Origin of the sequence: Sulfurimonas sp., from assembly GCF_026196735.1 — a bacterium.
Classification (GTDB): Bacteria; Campylobacterota; Campylobacteria; order Campylobacterales; family Sulfurimonadaceae; genus Sulfurimonas.
The window spans coordinates 41,838-68,035 of the sequence record NZ_JAPHUF010000021.1; the positions used below are offsets into that span (position 1 = coordinate 41,838).

Genomic DNA, 26,198 nt, shown 5'->3' on the forward strand with positions numbered 1-26,198 from the left:
AATCTGTAATCATTTTGAAATTAAAAAAATGATATTATATTGAAAGCGATTTAATTTAAAGGATATAACTATGGCTGTAAAGAAAACAAACACTGATAGAATTAAAAGAATATATGATTTGTGTGAAGAACATTTTGGTGATATTCGTTTTGTAGGGATTAAATATCATAAAAAAATTGGTTGGATTGCAAAAGCACAGTTTGATGATGGATTTGAGAACCTAACTGCTGATGGTGAAACAAGCGTAGAAGCTCTTCGTAATTTAAAAAATCGTGTTAAAAAAATCATCAAGAGATATAACGCGGTTTAATAAGTGATTTAGTTCACAAATAAGTAAAACGACCAACACACCAGGGAGGTCGTTTATAAGTGTAATAATACCCTACTTTTCTTATAAGAAAATAATCTTCGTCATCTTCTACAATAAACTTAAATATAATTTTAGCATTAAAATAATTAATATATTTATTCAAAGTGTGCAGTATTCACACATTGTTCTAAGGTGTGAATACTGTGAGTTGCTGTCATGTACAAATTTTCAAATTTTCTTATTATTTAAGAACAAATTTATATAAAATTATCCTGAAATCAATATACTTTGAGATAGCTTAAATGCCTATAATTAGGGGCTTATAGGGATTTAGTTATTTGTAGTTATAATTATATATACTTTGTCTCTATATAATACAATAAGTTATTCACACCTCATATATTTATACATGAAAACATCTAGCGAAGTAACTAATAATTAAAATAAATATTTTATATATAGTTGTAAATATTCACTAAATTGATTAGTAATAACAATGTTTCATGTGAAACAAATGTTCTCACTACAGTTCAAATAAACAAGATAGATATTTCATTTGAAATATCGTTCTAATTACATTAAGCAAACTTTTTTATTATAATTCGATAAAGTAACATGTCATTTAGATACTCATACTCTCAAAACATATTTTTTCAAAATCTACATCACTTTTAATATGAAACTTTTCGTTGTAAAGATCAAACTCCAATTCATTTGCATGCAAAAGTAATCTTGAAGCACCGCTAAGATTAATACGATCTTCTATGCTTAACTCTTTATCTAAAAACCTGACTATGTCTTTTTCACTTTGTCCATAAATTGGATCTCCGACTATTGGATGTTTCACATGAAACAAATGTACTCTTATTTGATGTTGTCTTCCGGTAAGTGGCGAACACTCTACCAATGTAATATCTTTATCTGCAAAATACTTTAAAGGCTTTATATCAGTTTTGGAGCTTTTACCATCTACATGTACTTTTACTACCATTCTAACAATTGCACTCTCATCTTCTTTTCTGAGAAGCGGAGCCTCTATAGATATATCATCTTTTAATTCACCGTGAACCATAGCAAGATACTTCTTTTTCATATCTCTGTGTTCAAACATCATCTTGATATCTCTTTCACTGTTTTTGTTTTTAGAGCACAACACTAAGCCGCTTGTCTCTTGATCTATTCTATGAGCTATATTGGCATCTCTACCATACTGATATTTCAATTCATCTATTAAAGAGTAGGGTGTGTTTTTATTTTGCGGATGGATTAACACTCCGCTTGGTTTATCAAATACTACAAACTGATCGTATTCTACATGCACATTCAATCCTCTAGTGATTGGCTCAAAATATATATACTCAATTTCTCCTTGAATCTTCTGCGAAGACTTATCCATAACTTCGCCATTTATAAGCAAGCGACCTCTGGCTATAAAACGCTGAGCTTCTTTTTGTGTATAGTTCAACTCTTTTATAAAAAAAAGGAAAGCTCTCTGCTTTTTTTCAACATACATCTTCTTAATTACAAATGGCAAATCAATCCCTTTTAATCATTCTCTTACTATAAGTTTAGTAGAATAAACAACTTAATTATGTGCGAATTTTAGCATAAACAATAATCATTAAAGGCAATAAATATGATCGATAGATATTCACGAGAAGAGATGGCATCAAAATGGACACAGCATGCAAGATATGCTGCGTGGCTAGAAGTAGAAAAAGCTGCAGTAAAAGCTTGGGCAAAACTTGGAAAAATTCCTCAAGATGATGCAGACAAAATTGTAAAAAATGCAACATTCTCTGTAGAACGAATAGAAGAGATTGAGGCAGTTACTAAACATGATCTTATTGCTTTTAACACAAGTGTTTCAGAGAGCTTAGGTGAAGAGTCAAGATGGTTTCATTATGGAATGACTAGTTCTGATGCGGTTGATACCGGTGTAGCGCTTCAAATGAGAGACTCTTTAAACATTATCATTGATGATGTAAAGATGTTGATGGAATCTATCAAAAAGCGTGCAGAGGAGCACAAGATGACTCTTATGGTTGGGCGTAGTCATGGAATCCACGGCGAGCCTATAACTTTTGGTCTGACTTTAGCTGTATGGTATGATGAAGTAGCTCGTCACCTTCTAAATCTTGAGCAAACTATGGAGGTTATTGCAGTGGGACAAATCTCCGGAGCTATGGGTAACTTTGCTCATGCACCACTTGAGTTGGAAGAGTATGCAATGGCTGAACTTGGATTAAAACCAGAGCCTTGTTCAAACCAGGTTGTGCATCGTGATCGCTATGCAAGACTTGCTACTGCTTTAGCACTACTTGCTTCCTCGGTTGAAAAGTTTGCAGTTCAAGTTAGACACCTACAAAGAACAGAAGTATATGAGGCTGAAGAGTTTTTTGCAAAAGGTCAAAAAGGCTCATCCGCAATGCCTCACAAAAGAAACCCTATACTTACTGAAAACATCACAGGTTTAGCAAGAATTATTAGAGCTTACGCAGCACCGGCTATGGAAAATGTAGCACTGTGGCATGAGCGCGATATCTCTCACTCATCTACTGAAAGATTTTGGTTACCGGATGCATTTATTACAATGGATTTTATGCTTCACCGCATGAACAATGTAATTGCTAACCTAACAGTATTTCCAGATAATATGATGAAAAATCTAAACCTTACCGGAGGATTAGTTTTCTCTCAAAGAGTTTTACTTGAACTTCCTCTACAAGGTGTAAGCCGTGAAGATGCTTACAAAATTGTACAGAGAAACGCTATGAAAGTTTGGCAAGAGATACAACAAGGCAAGCCAACTACAAATGAAAAAGGCGAGAGTTTGTATCTTAACCATTTGTTAGCGGATGAAGAATTGAGAAATTCTTTGAATGAAGAACAGATTCGTGAGTGTTTTAACTATGATTACTATACAAAAAATGTAGACAACATTTTCAAAAGAGTTTTTAAATAATCATATTTAGTATAGCCTTCTGGTTATGCTAATTATTAGTATATTTTATACTAATAATTATGTGTTAAATATATAGCTTATTTTTCAAAAATCTCTTCATAATTTAATCTACAAATCAACTACTCTTAGATAAAATCAATATTAATTAAATGTTTTTTAGAGAAAAATTCTGACAATATTTGTCTAAAAATTACTAATCTGATTAGGACAATAAATGATAACAATTATAAAAAGAAACGGTAGAACAGAAACATTAGATATTACAAAAATACAGAAATACACTTCTGCAGCGGTAAAGGGCTTAGACAATGTATCTCAAAGTGAGCTGGAAGTTGATGCTCAGATTCACTTTCGTGACGGCATAACTTCAAAAGAGATACAAGAGACTCTTATTAAGACTGCTGTTGATAAAATAGATATAGACGCTCCCAATTGGACATTTGTTGCTTCACGCCTATTTTTATTTAACATGTATCATCAGGTTAATGGTTTTACAGGTTACGGCTCACTTGAGGAGTACTTTGTCAGAGGAGAAAAAGAGGGCAGACTTCTTTTAGGTCTAAAAGAGATGTATGACTTAGACAAATTGGAAAAACACATCAAACCTGAGAGAGATATGCTATTTAACTATCTAGGTGTTAAAACACTGTACGACAGATATCTAATCAAAGATAGCAAAGCCAATCCCATAGAGCTTCCACAGCACATGTTTATGGCTATAGCAATGTTCTTGGCTCAAAGAGAAGAAAACAAGCATGAATGGGCTGTAAAGTTCTATGACATGATTTCTCAATTTGAAGTAATGCTTGCAACACCGACTCTAAGTAATGCCAGAACAACAAGACATCAGCTAAGTTCTTGTTATATTGGTTCTACTCCTGATAATATCGAAGGTATCTTTGACTCTTACCAAGAGATGGCTATGCTGTCTAAGTTTGGTGGAGGTATCGGATGGGATTGGACAAATGTTCGTTCGATGGGTTCGTTTATTGATGGCCACAAAAATGCAGCAGGTGGTACAGTGCCATTTCTTAAAATCACAAATGACATTGCAATAGCTGTTGACCAGCTAGGAACAAGAAAAGGTGCAATCGCCGTTTATCTTGAACCTTGGCACATAGATGTAAATGACTTTTTAGACCTGAAGAAAAATTCTGGTGAAGAGCGCCGTCGTGCTCATGACCTTTTCCCTTCCATGTGGCTCAATGATTTGTTTATGCAAAGAGTTGAAGAAGATGGTATTTGGACTCTTTTTGATCCTTATGATGTGAGGGAGTTAACTACACTTTATGGTGAAGAGTTTAACAAAAGATACAAAGAGCTCGAAGAAGACGAAAGTATTGTAAAAGAAAAAATCAAAGCTAAAAATCTTTGGAAAAAGATACTAACATCTTACTTTGAAACAGGTTCACCGTTTTTATGTTTTAAAGATAACGCTAACAGAGCTAACCCAAACAGTCATGCCGGCACCATAAGAAGTTCAAACCTTTGTACAGAAATATTTCAAAATACAAACCCTAACCATTACAAGATAAAGTTTATTTTTGAAAATGGAGAGAGTATCTCTTATGAAGAAGAAGAGATAATAAAAGTTGACAGCGGAATAGAAAAACCTGCTAAAAAAGTTACAGCTCTTGACTCTATCGGCGGTATGCCAATCTATGTTGTTGAGAAAGAAAAAATAAACGGTGATACGGCTGTTTGTAATCTTGCTTCTGTAAACTTGTCTCGCATTAACACTAAAGAGGACATAGATAGAATCGTTCCTGTTGCTGTTAGATGTTTGGACAATGTTATTGACCTTAACTTCTACCCTGTTGAAAAAGTAAAACGCACTAACATGAAAAGTCGCTCTATTGGTTTAGGTGTAATGGGTGAAGCGCAGATGTTAGCTGAGCAAGGTATAGCTTGGGGCTCACAAGAACATTTTGATAAGATAGATGAGATTATGGAAGCTGTTAGCTATAACACTATCTCTGCATCTTCTGATTTAGCAGCAGAAAAAGGTATTTATCCTCAGTATGAAGGCTCTAAATGGAGTCAAGGTATCATGCCGATGGATCACGCAAATGCTCAAGTTTTAAACCTTGTTGACCGTGGTGGACTTTTTGCATCTTCTTATGAGTGGGATGACTTAAGAGCTAAAGTAAAAAAACAAGGTATGAGAAATGGTTACTTGATGGCTGTCGCTCCTACAAGTTCTATATCTATTCTTACCGGAACAACTCAAGCAATTGAGCCGGTATATAAAAGAAAATGGTATGAGGAGAACCTCTCTGGTTTGATTCCGGTAGTTGTTCCTAACCTCTCTCCTGATACATGGTCTTACTATACCCCAGCTTACGAGTTAAACCAAACACTTCTTATCAAAGCGGCTGCGATTCGTCAAAAATGGTTAGACCAAGGCCAATCACTAAACATATTTATTACACTTGATAAAGCAAGTGGACGATACCTAAATGAGATATACATGTTAGCTTGGAAACTAGGTTTGAAATCTACTTATTACCTTCGTTCACAATCTCCAGAAGTTGCAAACGATGTAGAAGATAGAAGTATGGAGTGTGCAGGTTGTCAATAAAATGAAGCCACTTCTAAAAAAAGATTTACCGACTTTCTTAAAAAGATTTGGTAATTTTGTTGACTGTGAATTTCGTTCCATAGATATAACTTCACCAACAACAATGTTAGTGACCTTGGCTGCTCAAGACAGTGCCAGAGGCTTTGACTGGTTAAGTATAAAACTAGAGTTTAGTGGTGTTAGCGATGCGAGAGTACTCGAAAATTCTAAACTCTCCCTTATAGATACGGATGAGGGCATAAATATTATCTATGAAGATGACAAATATGTATTTGGCATTGGAAACTACACAAACTTATCGAGCATACAAAACTCTACATGTTATATAACATCATCTACTCTTAAATATGAAGAAGGCGCTTTTTAAACTTTTTATTATTAACTTTTTATTATCCATTCATTAGCACTCTGTAAACAATTTAGTTATAAACTTAAACAATAAATATCAAGACAGGGGAATACAAATGAAAAATCTGATTTTAATATGTGTAGTTGCTCTAACAATGCTTTATGCAGGAGATAGTGTAGAATTCAAATATGCTGATACTGATACACAAAGAAAACATCCAACAGCTCAAGACCATATACTGTCATATAACAATATATTAGAGACCGTAAGAACAACTGTTGTAAATATCTCAACAACTAAAACTGTAAAAAACGGTGGCTATGCAAACCCTTTTATGGATGATCCTTTTTTTAGAGAGTTTTTTAGAGGACAAGGAAGAATTCCTCAAGAGAGAATCCAAAGTGCCTTAGGTTCAGGTGTTATAATCTCTGAAAATGGCTATATAGTTACTAACAACCATGTGGTTGAAGGTGCTGATAAAATCAAAGTAACTATTGCCGGAAATAAAAAAGAGTATGAAGCGAAGATAATAGGTAAAGATAAAAAGAGTGATCTAGCAATCATAAAAATAGAAGCTAAAGATTTAAATGCTGTAACCTTTTACAACTCTGACAAAGTAAAAGTTGGCGATGTTGTATTTGCTCTTGGCAATCCGTTTGGAGTTGGTGAGACTATAACTCAGGGCATAGTATCTGCAACAGGACGAAGCGGTGTCGGAATTGTTGAATATGAAGATTTTATACAGACTGACGCCTCTATAAATCCAGGAAATTCAGGTGGTGCACTTATAAATTCTGCAGGACATCTTATAGGAATAAACTCAGCAATAATCTCAAAATCCGGTGGAAATGTAGGGATAGGATTTGCAATCCCATCAAATATGGTTACTTCAATAGCAACTCAACTGATAGACAAAGGCGAATTTACGAGAGCTTATCTAGGTGTAACGATTTCAGATGTTAGTGATGACATGAGTAGTTTTTATAACAATAAATATGGAGCATTGATAACAGGAGTAGAAGAGAACTCTCCAGCTGAAAAATCCGGTCTAAAGCGTGGAGATTTAATTATCTCTGTCAATAGTAAAAAAATTAAAAGTGCAAGTGATTTAAAAAACACTATAGGCTCTTACGAACCATCAAAAATTGTAAATATTAAATTTCTACGAGATAAAAAAATAAAAACATTAAATGTAAAACTAGCCTCACTTGATAACAAATCTGTAACAGGAGAAACTACATATAAAGGAATGAATCTATCAGAACTGGTTACAACTGACAGACAAAAATTGCGCAGCAATGTAAACGGTGTGATAGTTACAGATGTAGAAAATGGCAGTGAAGCGTATAATAGCGGAGTAAGAGAGGGCGATGTAATAATCCAAATAGAAAACATAGAGATTAACTCGCTGAAAGATTTCAAAAGAGCAACAGCTTCAAAAAATAAAAAAAGGTTTTTTGTTTATCGCAGAGGCTCTATTTTCGCGATAGTTTTATAACAATTAGGAGAAAAAATGAGAATTGTCTGTCCACATTGTAAAAGTGTCAATAATGTTGCACAAAAAGATTCATACAAAAAAGCCAATTGCGGTAAATGTAAAGAGTCTCTTTTGGATACAAAACCTATAGAGTTAACAACTGATAATTTTGATGAAGTTGTTGTTAACAGTGATATACCTGTAATAGTTGACTTTTGGGCTCCATGGTGTGGTCCATGCAAGATGATGGGACCAAACTTTGAAAAAAGTGCAAAAAACTTTCCCTTAAAAACACTTTTTACAAAAGTAAACACTGAAAATGAACAAAATCTTGGTGCCAGATTTGGCATAAGAAGTATACCTACTCTTATAATATTTAAAAACGGCAAAGAGGCTCACAGGGTATCTGGCGCTTTGGATGAAAACAGCTTAAATAATTTAGTATCACAATTTATGTAACAATTAAGAACTATTGCAATAGTATTTTATTATATTACAAAAGGATATATTGTGAATAAAGATACTATAACACTAACAAACAATCGTGATGCTAAAAGTTATGAATTTCCAATACTCAACGCAACTGTTGGTCCATCTGTAGTTGATATATCAACATTCTACAAAGAGACCGATATGTTCACTTATGATGAAGGTTATACATCTACCGCTTCTTGTCGTTCGTCTATAACATATATTGATGGCGAAAAAGGCAAGCTTATGTATCGTGGTTATGATATCGCATATCTAGCCAAGAAAAAAACTTTTTTAGATACAGCTTACCTTCTTTTAAATGGTGAATTACCAAACAAAGAAGAGTTGGACAACTTTTCATTTGAGATGCAAAAGCGCTCATTTGTTAATGAAGGTGTAAAAAACCTTTTTGATGCTTTTCCAGACCATGCTCACCCTATGGCAATACTCTCAGCAGGTGTTTCAGCTCTCTCTGCATTCTATTACAAGCATTTAGAGATAAATACTAAAGAAGAGTATAAAGAGATGGCAAATAGAATAGTGGCAAAGATTCCTACTCTAGCAGCATTTTCACATAGATACTCTAATGGTTTACCCATTATATATCCTGATATGAACAGAGGTTTTACAGAAAACTTTCTTTACATGTTAAGATCATACCCTCACAACTATGTAGAACTAAAAGAGATAGAAATAAAAGCACTCGACACAATCTTTACTCTTCACGCCGACCATGAACAAAATGCCTCTACTACGGCTGTAAGAAATCTGGCATCAACCAATGCTCACCCTTATGCAGCTATAAGTGCCGGTATTGGTGCTTTATGGGGGAAAAGTCATGGTGGAGCTAATGAGAGTGTTATTCGTCAACTAGAGATGATAGGAAGTGTTGATAGAGTGGATGAGTTTATTGCAAAAGCTAAAGACAAAGAAGATCCATTTAGACTTATGGGATTTGGACATCGCGTATATAAAAACTTTGACCCGCGAGCGACTATACTAAAAGATATTCGTAATGAACTAATGCATGAGCTGGGAATCAGCAGCGAGCTTGTAGATGTAGCAAATAAAATAGAAGAGATTGCTCTAAGCGATGAATATTTTATAAGTCGTAATTTATACCCAAATATTGATTTTTATTCGGGATTAATTCTTCAAGCGCTTAAAATTCCAAAAGAGATGTTTGCGGTTATTTTTGTAATCGGCAGAACACCTGGCTGGATTGCTCAGTGGAGTGAGTTGAATAAACAAAAAACTATAAAAATCGCCCGTCCTCGTCAACTCTACACAGGTCCAAATGACAGAACTCCAGAGTATTAACAACTCTGGAGTATATTATTATAAAAAAATTGTATTTTACTATTTAATGTATGAGCAGCAGTAGTCTGTTACCGTTTTGATTTTAACATCAAAAGATGAATTGGCAGGCACATTAAAACTCTCCGGCGTATTTAAAGTTTTCCAATCTTCTCCGGGAAGTTTTACATTTAGCTCTCCGCTTTGCATCTCCATTATTTCAGCATCGTTGGTACCAAATGTGTAATCACCAGGCAACATAATTCCAAGAGATTTTATAGAGCCATCAGCAAATTCAACTGTTCTACTTGTAACTTTTCCATCATAATAGATATTTGCTTCTTTTACTACACTAACATTTTCAAGTTTTGACATGTCTAACCTTTTTTTGTCTTATTATAACTAAACTATTCCCAATCAAGCAGTCTTTGCTGACCTTCAAGACCTCTAATGTGAGTAACATCTTGAGAAACTTCTATAACACCTTTATAATTACCCTCATCATCTCTAATTGCAAAATAACGGATGTGAATAAATTTACCTTTAAAAGTTATCCAAAATTCAGCTTCATCTCTGCGACCGGCTTTAAATTCACGAAGAATCATCAATACTTGGTCAACAGATTTTGGAGGATGACAGAACTTAACTTCACGGCCGATAATCCCTGCACTTCTTGGGAAAACTCTATCTTCACCGCGATTATAAAATATTACAATGTCATTTTCATCAACATAAGTGATATCAACAGGCATAAACTTAAGTAGCCAGTTAATCTGTTCAGGAAGCATATGACCTTGTTCTAAATCTATCCTGCCATCAAGTGAAAATGGAAGTTTTCTTTTTTTGGTATCTTGTGATGGATGAACATATTCATCAGAAGTGTGTGCCGGATAAGGAACTGGTGCTTCGTCAAACATCCAACCTATCTCCTCATCTCCATCACGCATCTCTTTCCAGTCATCTTCTTGAAGCATCTCTAAAGCTCTTGGAAGAAGCCTGCCTTCCTCAACCTGCATGATATGCTCTAAATTGTGAAAAAGATTTTGTAGTGCCATACTCAGTGATTGAATTTCGTTAGCCTCTACTAAATTTCTTGTTTGTTTGATTATCGCACGAATATCATCATGAAATGCCCACATATTTTGTGAAGGTGATGTCCATCCGTACTGCTCTAAATATGGAAATAATTGATTTTCTTTTCTTGCAAAATGTTTTTCTACCAGACATAGTCTTGCAAATTTTTCTTTAAACTCTTCATTGTTATCTTGAATATTAATGCTGTTAATACTAGCCATCAATCCGCGAATAAGTTGATTTTCTTCTAAATATACTCTTACTGGGTGACCCTCAGGTAAATTATTCATTTATTGCCTTAGTGATTTAATTGAGGGATTATACTCTGTTTATAATTTTTAGCGTTTGATATGAAACAAGATAAAAAGTTATTATTGCTTTAGTTTTACTCTTTGTGAGTGAGTTATAGCAACTGCTATGGCATCAGTGATATCAAGCGGTTTTATCTCTTTTTTTATATTTAAAAGTCTCTTTACCATAAATGAAACTTGTTCTTTTGTAGCTTTACCGTTTCCAGTTAATGCCTGCTTAACTTGAAGTGCCGTATATTCACTAAACTGTCCAAACTGCTGAAGTACTGTAAGCATAATCGCTCCGCGAAATTGAGCTAATTTTATAGTTGTTTTTGGATTATGCGCATAAAAGATATCTTCTATGGCAACTTCATCAATTTTATGATTTTTAAATATACTCTCAAAAGCTTCAACCATTTGTGGAATTTGAAATTGTAATTCATCCGCTTTTATTTTGATAAGACCTGCTTCAAGAAGTGATATTTTACCCTTATCTAAAAATATAAGAGCATAACCCATATTTCTCGTTCCTGGATCTATTCCAAGAATTATCATTAAGCGTATTCTTTTGCATCTTCATATTTAGTAAATACTGAAATTATTATAAGAAATATAATTCCTAAAAGCGTTGATACTAAATACACATTTACCGATCCATACATTTCTATATTGGCAAAAAGTGCAAAAATAGCCAGTATAAAAAGCATATTTTTAAATATTGTTTCTATTTCTAACAGTTTCATAACTGAGTAAACAGCTATAAAGACTAAAGCCAATACAGTTATTAATGATTCAACATCAGTTGTTGAAGTCAGCATCTGTAACAAACCAAACATCGCATACAGTGTGCTAACAATAAAATCTATACCAAAATAAATACTTTCATGCATTTAGGAATCCTTTTTTATTTATTAAAATACTAATAGCAAGCTTGATACCATATTTTAGTTTCATAATATTATTCACACTTAATAAAATTAGTTATTCACATTAAAATGCTCAAGCAAACAAGGGTTTTTTGTTGCTTATAAGTTCACAGCTATAGGCATTGTCATAATGTGACCAGTGATGACTTAACAATACTTTATGTTATAAAAAGATATTATTCACATTTAATTAACTTTACGAGGTTTTGTGTGAATATAGGTCAAAAGATATTATTACTATTAAAAGAAGAGATAACAGAAGTTGAATATAACAGATATATAAAACATCTAACATATGATACAAAAAAATCTACTGCCGATTTAGCCATCTTTTATGCTCCAAACAACCTAGTTTCAAACTGGATAAGAAATAAATACACAATAAAAATAGAACATCTGTTTGAAGTAAACACTAACAGAAAGGTTACTGTTAATATTACACTGAAAAATTTTGTTGATAAAAGAAAAACTAAACAAGCAGTTGAACAAAAACCTTCTATACACTCTCTTTTAAACCCTTCACATACTTTTGATAACTTTATGGTTGGTGGCTCCAACCAATTTGCATACTCAGCAGTGAAAAGTGTTAGTGAAAAAGCTGGAGAACTTTATAATCCTCTTTTTATCCACGGTGGTGTTGGTCTTGGTAAAACTCACCTTATGCAGGCAGCCGGTAATGTTTTTCAAAATCAAGGAAAAATTGTTATTTACACAACAGTAGAACAATTTTTAAATGACTTTATTAGACACATAAGAAACAAGACTATGGATAGATTTCAAGAGAAATATCGTAAATGTGATGTTCTTCTTATTGATGATATTCAATTTTTAAGCAACAAAGAAAATATACAAGAGGAATTCTTTCACACTTTTGAAGCTCTAAAAGGTACCGGAAAGCAGATTATTCTTACAGCAGATAAACATCCTAAAAAAATCGGTGGTTTAGAAAAACGACTTCAAAGCCGTTTTGAACATGGTCTTGTTGCTGATATACAACCTCCAGAACTTGAAACAAAAATTGCTATTATTAAAAATAAATGTGAAATCAATAAAGTCGTACTTACAAACGATATTATAAACTATATTGCTACTGTTATAGAGAGTAATGTGCGTGAAATAGAAGGAATACTTTCAAAACTGCATGCTTATTCTCAACTAATGCATGTTGATATAGATCTGCCATTTACAAAAAATATATTAAAAGACCAGATGCAAGAAAATCGTGCAAATCTAACTCTGGATAATATCACTAAAAGTGTTGCAAAAGATTTAAATATAAAACCTAGTGAACTTCGTTCAAAAGGCAGAAGTAAAAATCTTGTTTATGCAAGAAGAATCGCTATATATTTATGCCGTGAATTAACTCAAAACACTATGCCTCAACTAGCTCAATACTTTGGTATGAAAGACCACACAGCTATTAGTCATACTTTAAAAAAGATAAATGAACTACTTGAAAACGATGAAGATTTCAAAGTTAAAATAGAAGAATTGACAAATAAAATTACTTCATCTTCTTAAAAAATAAAAAAAGTAGTAAAAAAAAGATATAATTCTCTATGTGAACAATTGTGAAAAGAGTTAGATATGTTCGTCACATCTAAAGAACTCTTAAAGTAGGGACTCTATAGTGTTTTTCACATATTCACTATCCCCTACTACTAATACTATAATTTATATATAATAAATAGGAAATTCATATGAAAATAACATTGCAAAAATCTATTATTGAAAACATCTTAGTCCATGCTCAACCGTTCTTAGAAAAAAAAGATACTTCACAAATTACATCTCATGTATTTTTAGATGTGTCTAATTCTAAATTAACTGTTAAAGCTACAGATTATGAAATAGGCTTTTTAGTATCAACAGATAATGTAAATATTATTGGAAATGGTAGTGTTACTGCTAATGGTAAAAAATTATTAGACATTGTAAGAATCTTAAAAGAAGGTGATATTAATTTAGAAGTTAAAAATGATATATTATATATTTCTCAAGCTCACTCAAATTTTAAATTACCTACATTTGCTTATAATGAATTTCCAGAATTTCCAACTTATGAAGGTAAACCTCGTATTTCCATAGATTCTCATTCACTTATAGAGTCTCTAAAAAAAATAACACCTTCAATAGATACCAATAATCCCAAATTTGAATTAAATGGTGCTTTGATTGATATTAAACAAGATAGTATAAATTTTGCCTCAACTGATACAAGAAGATTAGCAGTTGTTAATATACCTAATCACAACAGCTCTGAGTTATCAATAATTGTTCCAAAAAAAGCAATTATTGAAATTCAAAAACTGTTTTTTGATGATATAGAGTTATATTACGATGAAACAAGTCTTATAATACACTCAAACCAATATACTTTTTTTACAAAACTAATAAACGGTAAATTTCCTGAATATTCTAGAATTATTCCAAAAGAGATAGCAAATAATTTAATATTGCCAAAAGCAATAATGATAGAATCTCTAAAGCAGATTACAACTATTTCTACAGATGTAAAAATTACTTTTTTAAATGATTTGATTACTTTTGAATCGCTTAGTGATGATAATATAGAAGCAAAGACAGAAATTAACTGTCAAACAGGTTTTTCATCTCCTTTTGTTATTGCAATAAATTCTAAATATCTTTTAGATTTTTTAAATAGTATTAACAGTTCTGAATTTACCATTGGACTAAATGAAGGTAACCTTCCATTTATATTAAGTGATGAAAATTTTAGAACAGTAGTAATGCCAATAGTAATATAAATCTTCATTTTTAATTTCTTCTTGATATATAGTTGAGAAGAAAGCCATTTAATAATAAAAACAAATACCAAACCCCGATTAACCGGTTTATAAAACTTTCTTTTAGAATAAATTAGATAGAATATCCTCAATTATGCAAAATATGATGATGGAGTATCAAATGGAACAAAATTACGGTGCTAGTAATATTAAAGTCCTCAAAGGTTTAGAGGCTGTTCGTAAACGACCTGGTATGTATATTGGTGATACAGGCCATAGAGGTTTACATCATTTAGTTTATGAAGTAATTGATAACTCGATTGATGAGGCAATGGCTGGTCATTGTGATACTATCAATGTTGTACTTACAAAAGAAGGTACATGTAGAGTATCGGATAACGGTCGTGGTATTCCAACAGATATGCATCCAACTGAAGGAATGAGTGCTGCAACAGTAGTTTTAACGGTTCTTCACGCCGGTGGTAAGTTTGATAAAGATACTTATAAAGTTTCCGGTGGTCTTCATGGTGTTGGTGTATCCGTTGTAAATGCACTTTCTGCTGATTTGAAAATGACCATTAATAGAAATGGTGAAATATTTGAACAAGATTTTAAAAAAGGGATTCCTCAAGAAGTATTAATGGTTGTTGGGAAAACTCGTAAAAGCGGTACAACAATTGAATTTTCACCAGATCCTAGTATATTTACTGAAACTACCAATTTTGAATATGAATACCTTTCTCGTCGTTTTAAAGAATTAGCATACTTAAATCCATTTATAACTATTAATTTTAAAGATGAAAGAACAGATGTTTCTGAAACATATCACTTTGAGGGCGGTATCGCTCAATATGTTACAGATATGAATAAAAAAATTAAAGTAGCAGAAGTTTATTCATTTTCAGCAAAAATAGAAGATGTAGAATTTGATATAGCTTTGATGTACAATGATTCTTATGAAGAAAAATTAGCATCTTTTGTAAATAATATTCGTACTCCAAACGGTGGTACTCATGAAGCCGGTTTTAGAGCTGGACTTACTCGTGTAATTTCTAATTATAATACTCAAAATGGCTCGGCAAAAGAAAAAGATGTTAAATTTTCTGCTGAAGATACAGGTGAAGGTCTTATAGCAATTGTTTCTGCTCGTGTACCAGAACCACAATTTGAAGGACAGACAAAAGGTAAACTTGGAAATACATATGTTAGACCATTAGTACAAAAGTCAACTTATGAAATTCTTTCTAAATATTTTGAAGAAAATCCTATTGAAGCTAAAGCAATTGTTTCTAAAGCGCTAATGGCTGCTCGTGGTCGTGAAGCTGCTAAAAAGGCAAGAGAGTTAACGCGTAGAAAAGATTCTATGAGTGTAGGAACACTTCCGGGTAAATTAGCAGATTGTCAAAGTAAAGATGCAAGTATTTGTGAACTATATCTGGTGGAAGGGGATTCTGCAGGCGGTTCAGCTAAGATGGGTCGTGATAGGGTTTTTCAAGCAATTTTACCGCTAAAAGGTAAGATTTTAAATGTTGAAAAAGCAAGACTGGAAAAGATTTTAAAATCTGATGAGATTACCAATATGATTACGGCGATGGGTTGTGGTATTGGTGAAGAATATAATGAAGAAAAACTTCGTTATCATAAACTTATTATCATGACGGATGCCGATGTTGATGGTTCTCACATCCAGACTCTTTTACTAACATTTTTCTTTAGACATTTTCGTGATGTTATAGAAAAAGGTTATCTGTATCTGGCTCAACCACCGCTTTATCGTTATAAAAAAGGTAAAAAAGAGATTTACTTTAAAGATGATCGCCAAATGAATGATTATCTAATTGAAAATGGTATAGAGTCTTTAGATGTTGAAGGTGTAGGACATAATGATTTGGTTTCATACTTTAGAATGGTTGACCATTATAGAGGATCACTTGTTGCATTAGAGAGACGATATGCTTTAGTCGACCTAATACGCCATTTTATAGAAAATCCAGACTTGATAGGTCTTGATATAAATAAAATATATGAAAAAGTTGAAAAATTCTTAGTTGATAATGATAATAATATATTGACAAAGAGTATTACAGAGGACTCTATTCACATTTTTGTTCAAACAAAAGATGGAATGGAAGAACTACTCATCAATGATGATCTTTTTGCTGCACCTCACTTTTCTGAAGCAAGTTTTGTTTATAGAAAGATACAAGAGTGGGATATTGACTTTAAAGAAGATATTATCAAAGTACTTGAAGATATTAGTGAATATGCTAAAAAAGGTGCATATATTCAGCGCTATAAAGGTCTCGGTGAAATGAATCCTGATCAACTCTGGGAAACTACTATGACACCGGAGAACCGTGTTTTACTTCAAGTTAAAATTGAAGATGCAGAATTGGCATCTGACACATTTACTCTATTTATGGGTGATGAAGTTGAACCTCGCCGTAATTATATTGAAACACATGCTAAAGATGTTAAGCATTTAGATGTTTAAAGATTAACATGTTACTGCCGGAGATAAAAGAGAGGGAGTATCGTTTTAAGTTAGCACTTAGAATGGTACTGCCTATTTTTGCTTTGGTTTTTTCACTTATTCTTCGTGCTTACACTTCAGGTGATGATGCAAACGGCAGTCCTCTTGTTATTGAATCGATTTTAATTTTAGCATTTAGTATCTATTTTATATTTTATCTCATATATGAAGGTTTTGATACTAAGATAACTGATAGTGTTTCAAGCGTTTTTACCAGAGACTATTTTTACAAATATATAAAAAAAGAGTTAAAAAAGTCCAATGAATATACACTTATACTTGTCAGTGTAGATAATTTAAATGAAATAAACTCCCGCTATGGTATAAAAAATGGTGATAAAGTACTCTTAGAAACTGTTCATTGGATAAGTGAATACTTAAAACAAAAACAGATAACTAATTATCCTATTGGGCATATTAAAGCCGGAGATTTTATAATAGGACTTAAAGGTACCAAAAGCGAATATAAAACAATTGTTGAACTAATGTTTTTAAAATGTGAAGAACTTAAAATAGATGATATTGAAGTAAAAGTATCCGGAGCTATAAATGATATAACTCTCTCAAAAGATATTGATTATCTTATTGAAAATCTTTTTGAACTACAAACTAAAACTAAAAACTCTAAATATGTTGGAAATATTGATGATGAGATGGACCCAAGTGAGCTAGAGTCTTATGTTATAAATGCAATAAAAAGAAGAGATTTATTAATAAAAACACAGGATGTATTTGAACAAGATTTAGTAGTAATAAAAGAGTGTTCTATTAAATTAAAAACACAAGACAATAAAATACTTCATCAAAAATCCTATATGAAAGTTTTAGATAAACTTAGACTTATGATGGACTATGATTTAATAGTTTTAGAAAAAATAATAGGTAAATGTAGTGACTCAAATGAAGAAAGCTTTGCTATATCTATATCACCTACTTCTGTAAGAAATCCACATTTTTTAAGTAGTGTAAGAGAGCTGTTTTCTAAAAATAAAAATGCTAAAAATAGAATAATATTTTTGTTAAGTGAGAGTGAATATTATCCGAGAATTGAAAGATACAATACAACATTAAAAGAATTAAGAGATATTGGAGTTTGTATAGCAATAGACCGATTAGGCTCTATTCACGCAAGTTTTTTATATTTTAGAGATTTGGATATTGATATTGTAAGGTTTGATAGTTATTATACTAAAGATATTATCGATAATAAAAACAAAAGCATTATAAATGGTTTTAATGCGATGGCACATCAAAAAGATGTTAAAACATGGATAAGAATGATTGAAAATAAAGATGTATATAGTATATCTAAAGAGTTAGATATTGATTATTTACAGGGTAAATATTTAGCACAATTAGAAAAAGATAAATAAGTTTAAGGACCAATAATGAAATATGGGGAAAAAATAGTTAGTGAGTTTGATGTAGACAAAGATTTGGAAATTTGGCCAAATGAGCATAAAAGAGATTATCTTATAAAGATGACACTTCCAGAATTTTCATGTCTTTGTCCTAGAAGCGGGTATCCTGATTATGCAACTATATATTTAGAATACACACCTGATGAGTGGGTAGTAGAGTTAAAAGCAATCAAATTATATATTAACTCATTTAGAGATAAGCATGTATCTCACGAAAACTCTGCAAATGAGATTTATGAACTATTGGAGAAAAAATTAAAACCAAAATATATGAAAATTGTAGCTGATTATAACCCTCGTGGAAATGTTCACACCGTTATAGAGATAGACAGCTCAAGAATGAGTAAGTAAATACTTTTTTAACCATTTAACGGCCATCTCACGGCTGTTAAATTCACTCTTCATTTGAGCTTCGTAAGCTAAGTTTAAAATCTCAGAAAATTTAGGTGATGGCTCAAGATCGCAAGCTAAAATATCTTTACCTTTTAGAAGAGGAGCTAGCTTTTTATCTAATACATGTAACTCCAATGCTCTTTTGCGAACTGCGTCACCTGCTTCATATATATTAGAGCCACTCTTTGTAGAGTGAATAGCTTTAGCTAAAATTAAAAGCTCCTCTATTTTCACCTTTGAAGAGAGTTTATAAAGTGAATAATCATCAAGCCCGTCAAAATATATTTTATTTATATTATCGTGGTTCATAACTAAAGGTAAAACCCTTTTAAGCACTTCCTTTTCATCGCTTAGTTTTAATATAAATTTTTCTGTTGAAGTCTCATCAAAGTCATAACATAAAGCAGCTAACATTAAAACAATGTTTGTGTTTGTATCACTTGTCAGTTGAGAAGTTATTTCATCAAGTACATGTATATTTTTAGTATATATGTCGCTGCCAAATTTTTTTAAAAGCTCAAATCCGATAGATGGTTTTTTTGATTTTAAAAGTAGTTTTTTTATCTCTTCGAATATTCTCTCTTTAGCAAGCTCTTTTAACATACCTTTTTGTACCATCTCTTTACATAAAACAGCCAGTTCTTTATCTATTTTAAGCTCAAACCTAGCGTAAAACTGGGCAGCTCTAAAGACTCTTAGGGGGTCTTGTATAAAAGTATTTTTATCTACCGCGCGAAGAGTTTTGTTTTTTAAATCATCTATGCCGCCAAAAGGATCTAGGAATTTTTTCTCTTTTACATCATACCCTATAGCATTGATTGTAAAATCTCGTCTTGATGCTGCTGTTTTAAAGTCTAGATTTGGGTTGATTTTTACATCAAAACCAGTGTGACCGGATGATATCTTTGAGTCCACTCTTGGAAGTGAAAAATCTAAATCATAATCAGCATATTGCAATTTGCATACGCCAAAACTCTTTCCAACACTATTTACATCACCAAACTTTTGTAAAATATTTTCCAACTCCACAAATGAAGAGATGCCATATACTTCGATATCGATATCCTTTGAGTCAATGCCCAGTAGTTTATCTCTAACAAAACCACCAACAAGAATAGCAGTAGCTTTATGTTCACTCAGTTTATTAAATATTATATTTAATTGCTCGGGATAATCAATCATTTCTTTACTTTATAACCAGATATATAATTTAACTACAAGTATATCATTACTTTTACTTCTATATAACATTTAATTGGGTATAATCGCGAAAAATTTTCCCATTTTAAGGAAGTACTTATTTAGTTCTTCCTTAAAGTTAGGGAAGCATCTTTGGAGAAAATTTATGCAAAAGATTAGAAATATTGCCGTTATCGCACACGTTGACCACGGTAAAACTACATTGGTTGATGGGTTGTTAGAGCAGTCTGGGACATATGGCGCTCATGAGCAACACGACGAAAGAGCAATGGATAGCAATGATTTAGAAAAAGAGCGTGGAATCACGATTCTTTCTAAAAATACAGCGATTCGTTATAAGGACCATAAGATTAATATTATTGACACTCCGGGTCACGCTGATTTCGGTGGTGAAGTTGAGCGTGTTTTAAAGATGGTTGATGGTGTATTGGTACTTGTTGATGCCTACGAAGGTGTTATGCCTCAAACAAAGTTTGTTGTTAAAAAGATGCTTGCACTTGGTAAAAAACCAATCGTTGTAATCAACAAGATTGATAAACCTTCCGCTGATCCAGAGCGTGTTGTTGATGAGATGTTTGATCTTTTTGCTGCAATGGGTGCTACTGATGATCAACAAGATTTCCCGGTTATCTATGCTGCTGCTCGTGATGGTATGGCTAAAATGGACATGAGTGATCCTGATGGAGACTTTCAGTGTATTTTTGATGCTATTTTAGAGCATGTTCCTGAGCCAGAGGGCGATAGAGAAAACCATACTCAAGCACAAGTATTTACGCTTGATTATGATAACTATGTCGGTAAGATAGGTATTTCTCGTATCTTCAACGGTACAGTAAAAAAAGGTGACAATATCATGCTTGCAAAAGCTGATGGTGAGTTAGTTAAGGGTAAAATTTCTAAACTTATTGGTTTTCTTGGTCTTAACCGTATGGAAATTCAAGAGGCTGAAGCTGGAGATATTGTTGCATTTGCAGGAATGGAAACTGTTGATGTTGGTGATACTATCTGTGATCCGCTTAATCCAATGCCACTTGACCCTATGCACATCGAAGAGCCGACTTTAACGGTTGTTTTTGCTGTTAATGATTCTCCTTTAGCCGGTAAAGAGGGTAAACATGTAACAAGTAACAAACTTAGAGAGAGACTTGAGTTTGAAATGAATACAAATGTTGCGATGAAGCTTGAAGTTGTCGGTGAGGGTAAATTTAAAGTATCTGGTCGTGGTGAGCTTCAGATTACTGTTCTTGCAGAAAATATGCGTCGTGAAGACTTTGAGTTTAGTATCTCTCGCCCGGAAGTAATCGTTAAAGAGATAGACGGTGTTAAATGTGAGCCATTTGAACACTTGGTTATTGATGTTCCTGAAGAGTTATCAGGTGGTGTTATTGAGCGTCTTGGTAAAAGAAAAGCTGAGATGAAATCAATGTTACCGATGGGTCAAGGTTTCCAAAGAATAGAGTTTGAAATCCCAGCTCGTGCACTTATTGGTTTTCGTGGACAATTTTTAACGGACACTAAAGGTGAAGGTATTATGAATCACTCTTTTATGGATTTCCGTCCATATACCGGTAGTGTTGAATCAAGATCTTACGGTGCTTTAATCTCCATGACTGCTGGTTCTACTTTAGCGTTTTCTCTATTTGGTATTCAAGACCGCGGTGTACTTTTCATTGGCGTTCAAACTGAAGTTTATGAAGGTATGATTATCGGTGAGCATTCACGCTCAAACGATTTGGTTGTTAACCCTATTAAAGGTAAAGCTCAATCAAATGTTCGTAGTTCTGGTGCTGATGAGGCAATTAAACTTGTTCCGCCTCGTGACATGTCATTAGAGCGTGCTCTAGAGTGGATTGAAGATGATGAACTTCTTGAAGTAACTCCTAAAGCTGTTCGTATTCGTAAAAAATTCTTAACTGAAAACGAAAGAAAACGAAACTCTCGCAAATAATTCTTATTCACGCATGCTTAGGTATGTGTGAAATATCTTCTTTAAATATAGAATCCTTATTTTAAAATTATGTTATACTGTTAATAAATAATCATAAGGATTAATTATGGATGGATTTTTGTATCCTGTTTCATTACTTGTTGTTGCTCTATTGGTTTTTTCTTTTTATAGAACTCACAACAATATTCTTGCACTTATTGTTTTATTTGTTGGCATTTACATTGTTTACACTCATGAAACAGGCAGCACCGCGACAGACTGGAAAAATGATATAGTTGAGTCTGTGGATAAATCAGTTGGAAAGTATAACTCAGAGCGCGGAATAAGCAAGTATGACGAGAAAAAGTTAAAAGAAGAAATTAAATAACTCCACTCTTTAAAATCTTTTTGTATATCCGTGACAATAGGGTTTTGAACCTTTTTTAGTATAATATTTTTGATGGTCTTCATCTGCTTTGTAAAACTCTCGTTTTGGAAGTATTTGCGTAGCCACTTTGTAACCATTCGCCTCAAGCTGACTTATTAATTCGCGTACAGTATTTGTCTCATTTTCATTATTGGTAAATACCGCAGATAAGTATTGCGGACCTATATCTGGACCTTGACCATTAGTCTGAGTCGGGTCATGAATCTCAAAAAATGTCCGTGCAAGTTGTTTAAAAGAGACTTTACTTGGATCATAAATAACTTCAACGGTTTCAAGATGTCCGGTATCTGTTCTTACAACTTCATAGTAGCTAGGATTTTTTACATGTCCGCCCATAAAACCCGACCAAACATCTTTAACGCCGTCAAGTTGTCTTAGGTAATACTCTACACCCCAAAAACAGCCACCTGCAAAATATGCGCGTGATAGTTTGTCATCCACTATATCAGGTTTTTTTTCTAGTTTTAATGAAATAGAGTTTACACAATGTCTAGTGTTTTTTGGTGTAAAACCCTCTCCTTCAAAAACATGACCTAGATGACCTCCGCATGTGGCACATACAATCTCCACTCGTCTACCGTCTGCATCAGGAACTCTTTTAACTGCTCCGGGGATTGTGTCATCAAAACTTGGCCATCCGCAAGATGAGTTGAACTTGTCCGATGAATCATAAAGTGGTGTCCCACACAGTTTACATGTATAAATGCCACTAGATTTTTCGTCAGTGTATTTGCCTGTAAAAGGTCTCTCTGTGCCTTTATTGATTATTACATACTTCTCTTCATCACTCAGTTGTTCTATTTTCCCAGCCCAAGGCTTTAAGTCCATTGCATTCATTGTTAATATTGTCAGCATGATAAGTAAAATATACTTCATACTTTCTCCTTTGTATTATATTCGTATTATAGAGAATGAAATTTTATACAAGGAGTGTGTATTGTATGTGCAGTAATTTTATAAAGTTAGTTTTATATTAGAGATTAATCCTTATCATGAAGTATTTTATCGAGTATTTCAAATACTTCATCGCTGCCTTTTTCCATTTCACAAAAAGCTTTGACTAATGCATCAATATCTACATTTTCTTCAACCATCAACTCAAAGACTTTATGTGTACCGTTATGTACAACAGCATGAGGAGCTTCAAGTTTTGCATAATTTGGAGTATTTGAGAAGTTGGCTTTCCCCTCACCTGAATCGTACCATTTACCTAAACGACAATTATGGTGATCAACAAACTTGAACTGCTCTTCTTTTGTAGATGCTGAATAGTAAGTATTTACTTTCCATAATACATGATCGAGTTTAGCAAGTGACATAAAAACTCTATCTGCAGTAAAATGCATACTTAAAAAAGAGTCTTTCATCTCAGATGAATCATGTTCTAAACAAGAGTTTAATTCGCTGATTAAGCTATTTGAATCTGTAATACCATTTTGTATCTCTTTAAATTGATCAGACATACTATTTACATCTTGTTTCATTGATTGAAGTGAAATATTTATTTCACTTACAGCTTTGTCTGTTCTATCTGCAAGCTTTCTTACTTCATCGGCAACAACGGCAAAACCGCGACCGTGCTCACCTGCTCTTGCTGCTTCAATAGCCGCATTTAAAGCAAGTAGATTAGTCTGGTCACTAATATCTTTTATAAGCGATAAAATACTTGTAATTTCATTTGTTCTCTCAGATAGACCGTGTACCGTTGAGACAGAATCATTGGAGAGTTCGTTTAGGTTATCAAGATTTGATACAATAGCTGTTGTTTTATCTGTAATTCTCTCAATGCTGGCAACTAATTCATCTGTTTTATCTAAACTATTTTTAGATGCACTTACCGACTCAGCCATGTTGCTCTGAATATCTATGATATTTGTTTTAAGATGCTCGTTTTGCATTTTCATAAGGATATCTGCAGCACCCTCAACCTCTTGAGTAGAACTCTCAGACTCTGTTGTTTCAAGCTCACTAATTTTCTTGTGAAGCTCTTGATTTTCTATAACTAACCGCTCATTATGTGCCTTTAGTTCGTCGAATTCATCTTTTGATATTGGAAATTTACTAAAGAAGCTCATAACTCCCCTTTTAAGTCAGTTAATATTATCTGACTATTGTAGCAAATTATTTATAAATTTATGTAATTAAAATATTCATAAAGATATAATCGACAATTAAAAAGTTTTGGAGTAGATTATGAACAGAAAAAAGATATACAATCCAGAGTCAAAAGAAAATGTTAACGACAGAAAAGTCTTTGGCGGTAATCCAACAGGTATTTTCGAATTAAATAATATTAAATATCAATGGGCATATAATCTTTGGGAAGTAATGCTAAATAATACTTGGTTTCCAAAAGAAGTTGATATGACTCGTGATGTAAATGACTACAAAAATATTACACAATCTGAAAAAGATGCTTATGACAAAGCACTTTCACAGTTAATCTTTATGGATTCACTTCAAACAAACAATCTTATAGATAATGTTAACCCTTATGTTACGGCTGCTGAGATAAATCTAATCTTGGTTCGTCAGTCTTTTGAAGAGGCTCTTCACTCACAATCTTATGCCGTAATGGTTGACAGTATCTCAACCAACTCTGAAGAAATTTATGATCTTTGGCGTACAGATATGATGTTAAAGACAAAAAATGATGCAATCTTTCGTACATATGATGAACTTTCTAAAAATCCGACTGAACATAACTTTGTAAAAGCTTGTTTTGCAAATCAAATTTTAGAAGGTATCTATTTTTACAGTGGTTTTGCATATATCTACACGCTTGCTCGTTCTGGTAAAATGCTTGGTTCTGCTCAGATGATTAGATTTATTCAAAGAGATGAAGTGACACATCTAATTCTCTTTAAAAACCTTATAAACACTCTTAGAAAAGAGAGACCAGACTTATTTACAGATAAGTTAAAAGAAGAAGTTATAGCAATGTTTAAAGAAGCTGTTGAACTTGAGATACAATGGGGCAAATATATTACTCAGGGGCAGATTTTAGGTCTTACTGACGATATAGTTGAGCAGTATATCCAATATCTTGCAGATGACCGTCTTACATCAGTCGGTTTTGAAAAACTTTATAATGTAACAAATCCAATAAAGTGGGTTGATGACTTTTCAAAATTTAATGATCAAAAGACTAACTTTTTTGAAGGAACAGTTGCTAACTACTCAAAAGGAAGCCTTAGCTTTGATGATGATTTTTAGAGATGATGCCTGATATTCAAGAAAAAGCGCGACCAATTTTGAAAAAAATAACAAAACTAGGAAAACAATTATGAAATATATGCTATTAATGCTATTAGTTCTGTCTGGAGTCACTCAAGCAAAAGAGTACAAGGCCGTTTTTGACTGTAGCTCAAAAAACAGCGGTTATGTTGCAAGTCGTATGTTTTTGATTGAAAGAACAATCGATATGATAGAAAAAAATGGAGATAGTGCTAAATTCGTTCTGACTATTCACGGCAGTTGTGCTCCAATCGTATCAAGAAACTTTGATGAAGTTATAACTGATGATAGTGACCTTGATAATATTCAAAAAGCTCAAACCCAACTTGCGAGGCTAGCAAATAAAAAAGATGTTGAAGTTGTTGTTTGTGCTATGAGTCTAAATGCTAACACAATTGAAGAAGAAGATGTACTTCCATTTGTGAAAATATCCAAAAACAGTTTCATAGAGACTATTGGATACCAAAATGACGGTTATGCACTAATGACATTTAAATAAGGATATAATAATAAATTAAATTCTTATCGGAGAACATTATTATTAAGCACA

The 26,198-nt window shown here is 32.8% G+C and carries 24 protein-coding genes; 16 read left to right on the forward strand and 8 right to left on the reverse strand.

Features of this window, described 5'->3' with window-relative positions; all coding sequences use genetic code 11:
- Positions 1-70 precede the first annotated feature (70 nt).
- A complete protein-coding gene (locus OQK60_RS10755; protein WP_297686901.1) occupies positions 71-310 on the forward strand; it encodes a hypothetical protein in 240 nt (79 codons plus the stop codon).
- A gap of 622 nt (positions 311-932) precedes the next feature.
- On the opposite strand, the gene OQK60_RS10760 is transcribed toward OQK60_RS10755, so the two are convergent.
- The gene (locus OQK60_RS10760; RefSeq protein ID WP_297686903.1) at positions 933-1,844 is read right to left on the reverse strand and encodes an RluA family pseudouridine synthase; all 912 of its coding nucleotides are present in this window, start codon (positions 1,842-1,844) and stop codon (positions 933-935) included.
- Positions 1,845-1,946: 102 nt separating this feature from the next.
- Between OQK60_RS10760 and purB the strand changes: the two genes are divergently transcribed.
- From purB to OQK60_RS10790, 6 genes are all read left to right on the forward strand, one after another.
- A complete protein-coding gene (gene purB, locus OQK60_RS10765; RefSeq protein WP_297686905.1) occupies positions 1,947-3,275 on the forward strand; it encodes an adenylosuccinate lyase in 1,329 nt (442 codons plus the stop codon).
- 214 nt (positions 3,276-3,489) lie between these two features.
- Positions 3,490-5,856 (forward strand): ribonucleoside-diphosphate reductase subunit alpha, encoded by a 2,367-nt coding sequence (locus OQK60_RS10770; RefSeq protein ID WP_297686906.1) that lies wholly within the window; start codon positions 3,490-3,492, stop codon positions 5,854-5,856.
- 1 nt (position 5,857) lies between these two features.
- Positions 5,858-6,223: a hypothetical protein gene (locus OQK60_RS10775; RefSeq protein WP_297686908.1), complete on the forward strand. Its 366-nt coding sequence runs from the start codon at positions 5,858-5,860 to the stop codon at positions 6,221-6,223.
- A 97-nt stretch (positions 6,224-6,320) separates the two neighbouring features.
- Complete coding sequence (locus OQK60_RS10780; RefSeq protein WP_297686910.1) at positions 6,321-7,703, forward strand: Do family serine endopeptidase; 1,383 nt, start codon at positions 6,321-6,323, stop codon at positions 7,701-7,703.
- A 15-nt stretch (positions 7,704-7,718) separates the two neighbouring features.
- Positions 7,719-8,141: a thioredoxin TrxC gene (gene trxC, locus OQK60_RS10785; protein ID WP_297686912.1), complete on the forward strand. Its 423-nt coding sequence runs from the start codon at positions 7,719-7,721 to the stop codon at positions 8,139-8,141.
- A gap of 51 nt (positions 8,142-8,192) precedes the next feature.
- On the forward strand, positions 8,193-9,473 hold the full coding sequence (locus tag OQK60_RS10790; RefSeq protein WP_297686914.1) for a citrate synthase: 1,281 nt from the start codon (positions 8,193-8,195) through the stop codon (positions 9,471-9,473).
- Positions 9,474-9,512: 39 nt separating this feature from the next.
- Here the strand turns inward: OQK60_RS10790 and OQK60_RS10795 are convergent, their stop codons facing one another.
- The 4 genes from OQK60_RS10795 to OQK60_RS10810 form a co-directional block, all read right to left on the reverse strand.
- Complete coding sequence (locus OQK60_RS10795; protein ID WP_297686916.1) at positions 9,513-9,824, reverse strand: pyrimidine/purine nucleoside phosphorylase; 312 nt, start codon at positions 9,822-9,824, stop codon at positions 9,513-9,515.
- Between the two features lie 32 nt (positions 9,825-9,856).
- A complete protein-coding gene (locus tag OQK60_RS10800) occupies positions 9,857-10,813 on the reverse strand; it encodes a PAS domain-containing protein (RefSeq protein ID WP_297686918.1) in 957 nt (318 codons plus the stop codon).
- 81 nt (positions 10,814-10,894) lie between these two features.
- Complete coding sequence (ruvC, locus tag OQK60_RS10805) at positions 10,895-11,371, reverse strand: crossover junction endodeoxyribonuclease RuvC (RefSeq protein ID WP_297686920.1); 477 nt, start codon at positions 11,369-11,371, stop codon at positions 10,895-10,897.
- Entirely contained in the window at positions 11,371-11,706 is a 336-nt protein-coding gene (locus OQK60_RS10810; protein ID WP_297686922.1) for a hypothetical protein, read from the reverse strand. Before OQK60_RS10810 ends, ruvC begins: the two co-directional genes overlap by 1 nt.
- 246 nt (positions 11,707-11,952) lie before the next feature.
- On the opposite strand from OQK60_RS10810, the gene dnaA reads away from it, so the two are divergent.
- The 5 genes from dnaA to queF all read left to right on the forward strand — a co-directional run bounded on the left by dnaA (position 11,953) and on the right by queF (position 18,794).
- Positions 11,953-13,263, forward strand: a complete 1,311-nt coding sequence (gene dnaA, locus OQK60_RS10815) for a chromosomal replication initiator protein DnaA (protein ID WP_297686924.1) — start codon at positions 11,953-11,955, stop codon at positions 13,261-13,263.
- A 179-nt stretch (positions 13,264-13,442) separates the two neighbouring features.
- The gene (gene dnaN, locus OQK60_RS10820) at positions 13,443-14,510 is read left to right on the forward strand and encodes a DNA polymerase III subunit beta (RefSeq protein WP_297686927.1); all 1,068 of its coding nucleotides are present in this window, start codon (positions 13,443-13,445) and stop codon (positions 14,508-14,510) included.
- A gap of 160 nt (positions 14,511-14,670) precedes the next feature.
- Positions 14,671-16,983: a DNA topoisomerase (ATP-hydrolyzing) subunit B gene (gene gyrB, locus OQK60_RS10825; RefSeq protein WP_297686929.1), complete on the forward strand. Its 2,313-nt coding sequence runs from the start codon at positions 14,671-14,673 to the stop codon at positions 16,981-16,983.
- Positions 16,984-16,991: 8 nt separating this feature from the next.
- Positions 16,992-18,395 (forward strand): GGDEF domain-containing protein, encoded by a 1,404-nt coding sequence (locus tag OQK60_RS10830; protein ID WP_297686931.1) that lies wholly within the window; start codon positions 16,992-16,994, stop codon positions 18,393-18,395.
- A 15-nt stretch (positions 18,396-18,410) separates the two neighbouring features.
- Complete coding sequence (queF, locus tag OQK60_RS10835) at positions 18,411-18,794, forward strand: preQ(1) synthase (RefSeq protein WP_297686933.1); 384 nt, start codon at positions 18,411-18,413, stop codon at positions 18,792-18,794.
- Here the strand turns inward: queF and OQK60_RS10840 are convergent.
- Positions 18,777-20,018, reverse strand: coding sequence for a CCA tRNA nucleotidyltransferase (locus OQK60_RS10840; RefSeq protein ID WP_297686935.1), 1,242 nt, complete (start codon positions 20,016-20,018; stop codon positions 18,777-18,779). The two genes, queF and OQK60_RS10840, sit on opposite strands and share 18 nt — an antisense overlap.
- 163 nt (positions 20,019-20,181) lie before the next feature.
- Here OQK60_RS10840 and typA point away from each other — a divergent pair, with 163 nt between their 5' ends.
- Together typA and OQK60_RS10850 are read left to right on the forward strand one after the other, a co-directional pair.
- Positions 20,182-21,984: a translational GTPase TypA gene (gene typA / locus OQK60_RS10845; protein ID WP_297686937.1), complete on the forward strand. Its 1,803-nt coding sequence runs from the start codon at positions 20,182-20,184 to the stop codon at positions 21,982-21,984.
- Between the two features lie 106 nt (positions 21,985-22,090).
- Complete coding sequence (locus OQK60_RS10850) at positions 22,091-22,351, forward strand: hypothetical protein (RefSeq protein WP_297686939.1); 261 nt, start codon at positions 22,091-22,093, stop codon at positions 22,349-22,351.
- 9 nt (positions 22,352-22,360) lie between these two features.
- On the opposite strand, the gene OQK60_RS10855 is transcribed toward OQK60_RS10850, so the two are convergent.
- On the reverse strand, positions 22,361-23,287 hold the full coding sequence (locus tag OQK60_RS10855; RefSeq protein WP_297686941.1) for a bifunctional methionine sulfoxide reductase B/A protein: 927 nt from the start codon (positions 23,285-23,287) through the stop codon (positions 22,361-22,363).
- 104 nt (positions 23,288-23,391) lie between these two features.
- On the reverse strand, positions 23,392-24,486 hold the full coding sequence (locus tag OQK60_RS10860; protein WP_297686942.1) for a methyl-accepting chemotaxis protein: 1,095 nt from the start codon (positions 24,484-24,486) through the stop codon (positions 23,392-23,394).
- A gap of 118 nt (positions 24,487-24,604) precedes the next feature.
- Here OQK60_RS10860 and OQK60_RS10865 point away from each other — a divergent pair, with 118 nt between their 5' ends.
- Positions 24,605-25,627: a ribonucleotide-diphosphate reductase subunit beta gene (locus OQK60_RS10865; protein ID WP_297686944.1), complete on the forward strand. Its 1,023-nt coding sequence runs from the start codon at positions 24,605-24,607 to the stop codon at positions 25,625-25,627.
- 70 nt (positions 25,628-25,697) lie between these two features.
- Entirely contained in the window at positions 25,698-26,147 is a 450-nt protein-coding gene (locus tag OQK60_RS10870; protein WP_297686946.1) for a DsrE family protein, read from the forward strand.
- The last annotated feature ends 51 nt before the right edge of the window (positions 26,148-26,198 follow it).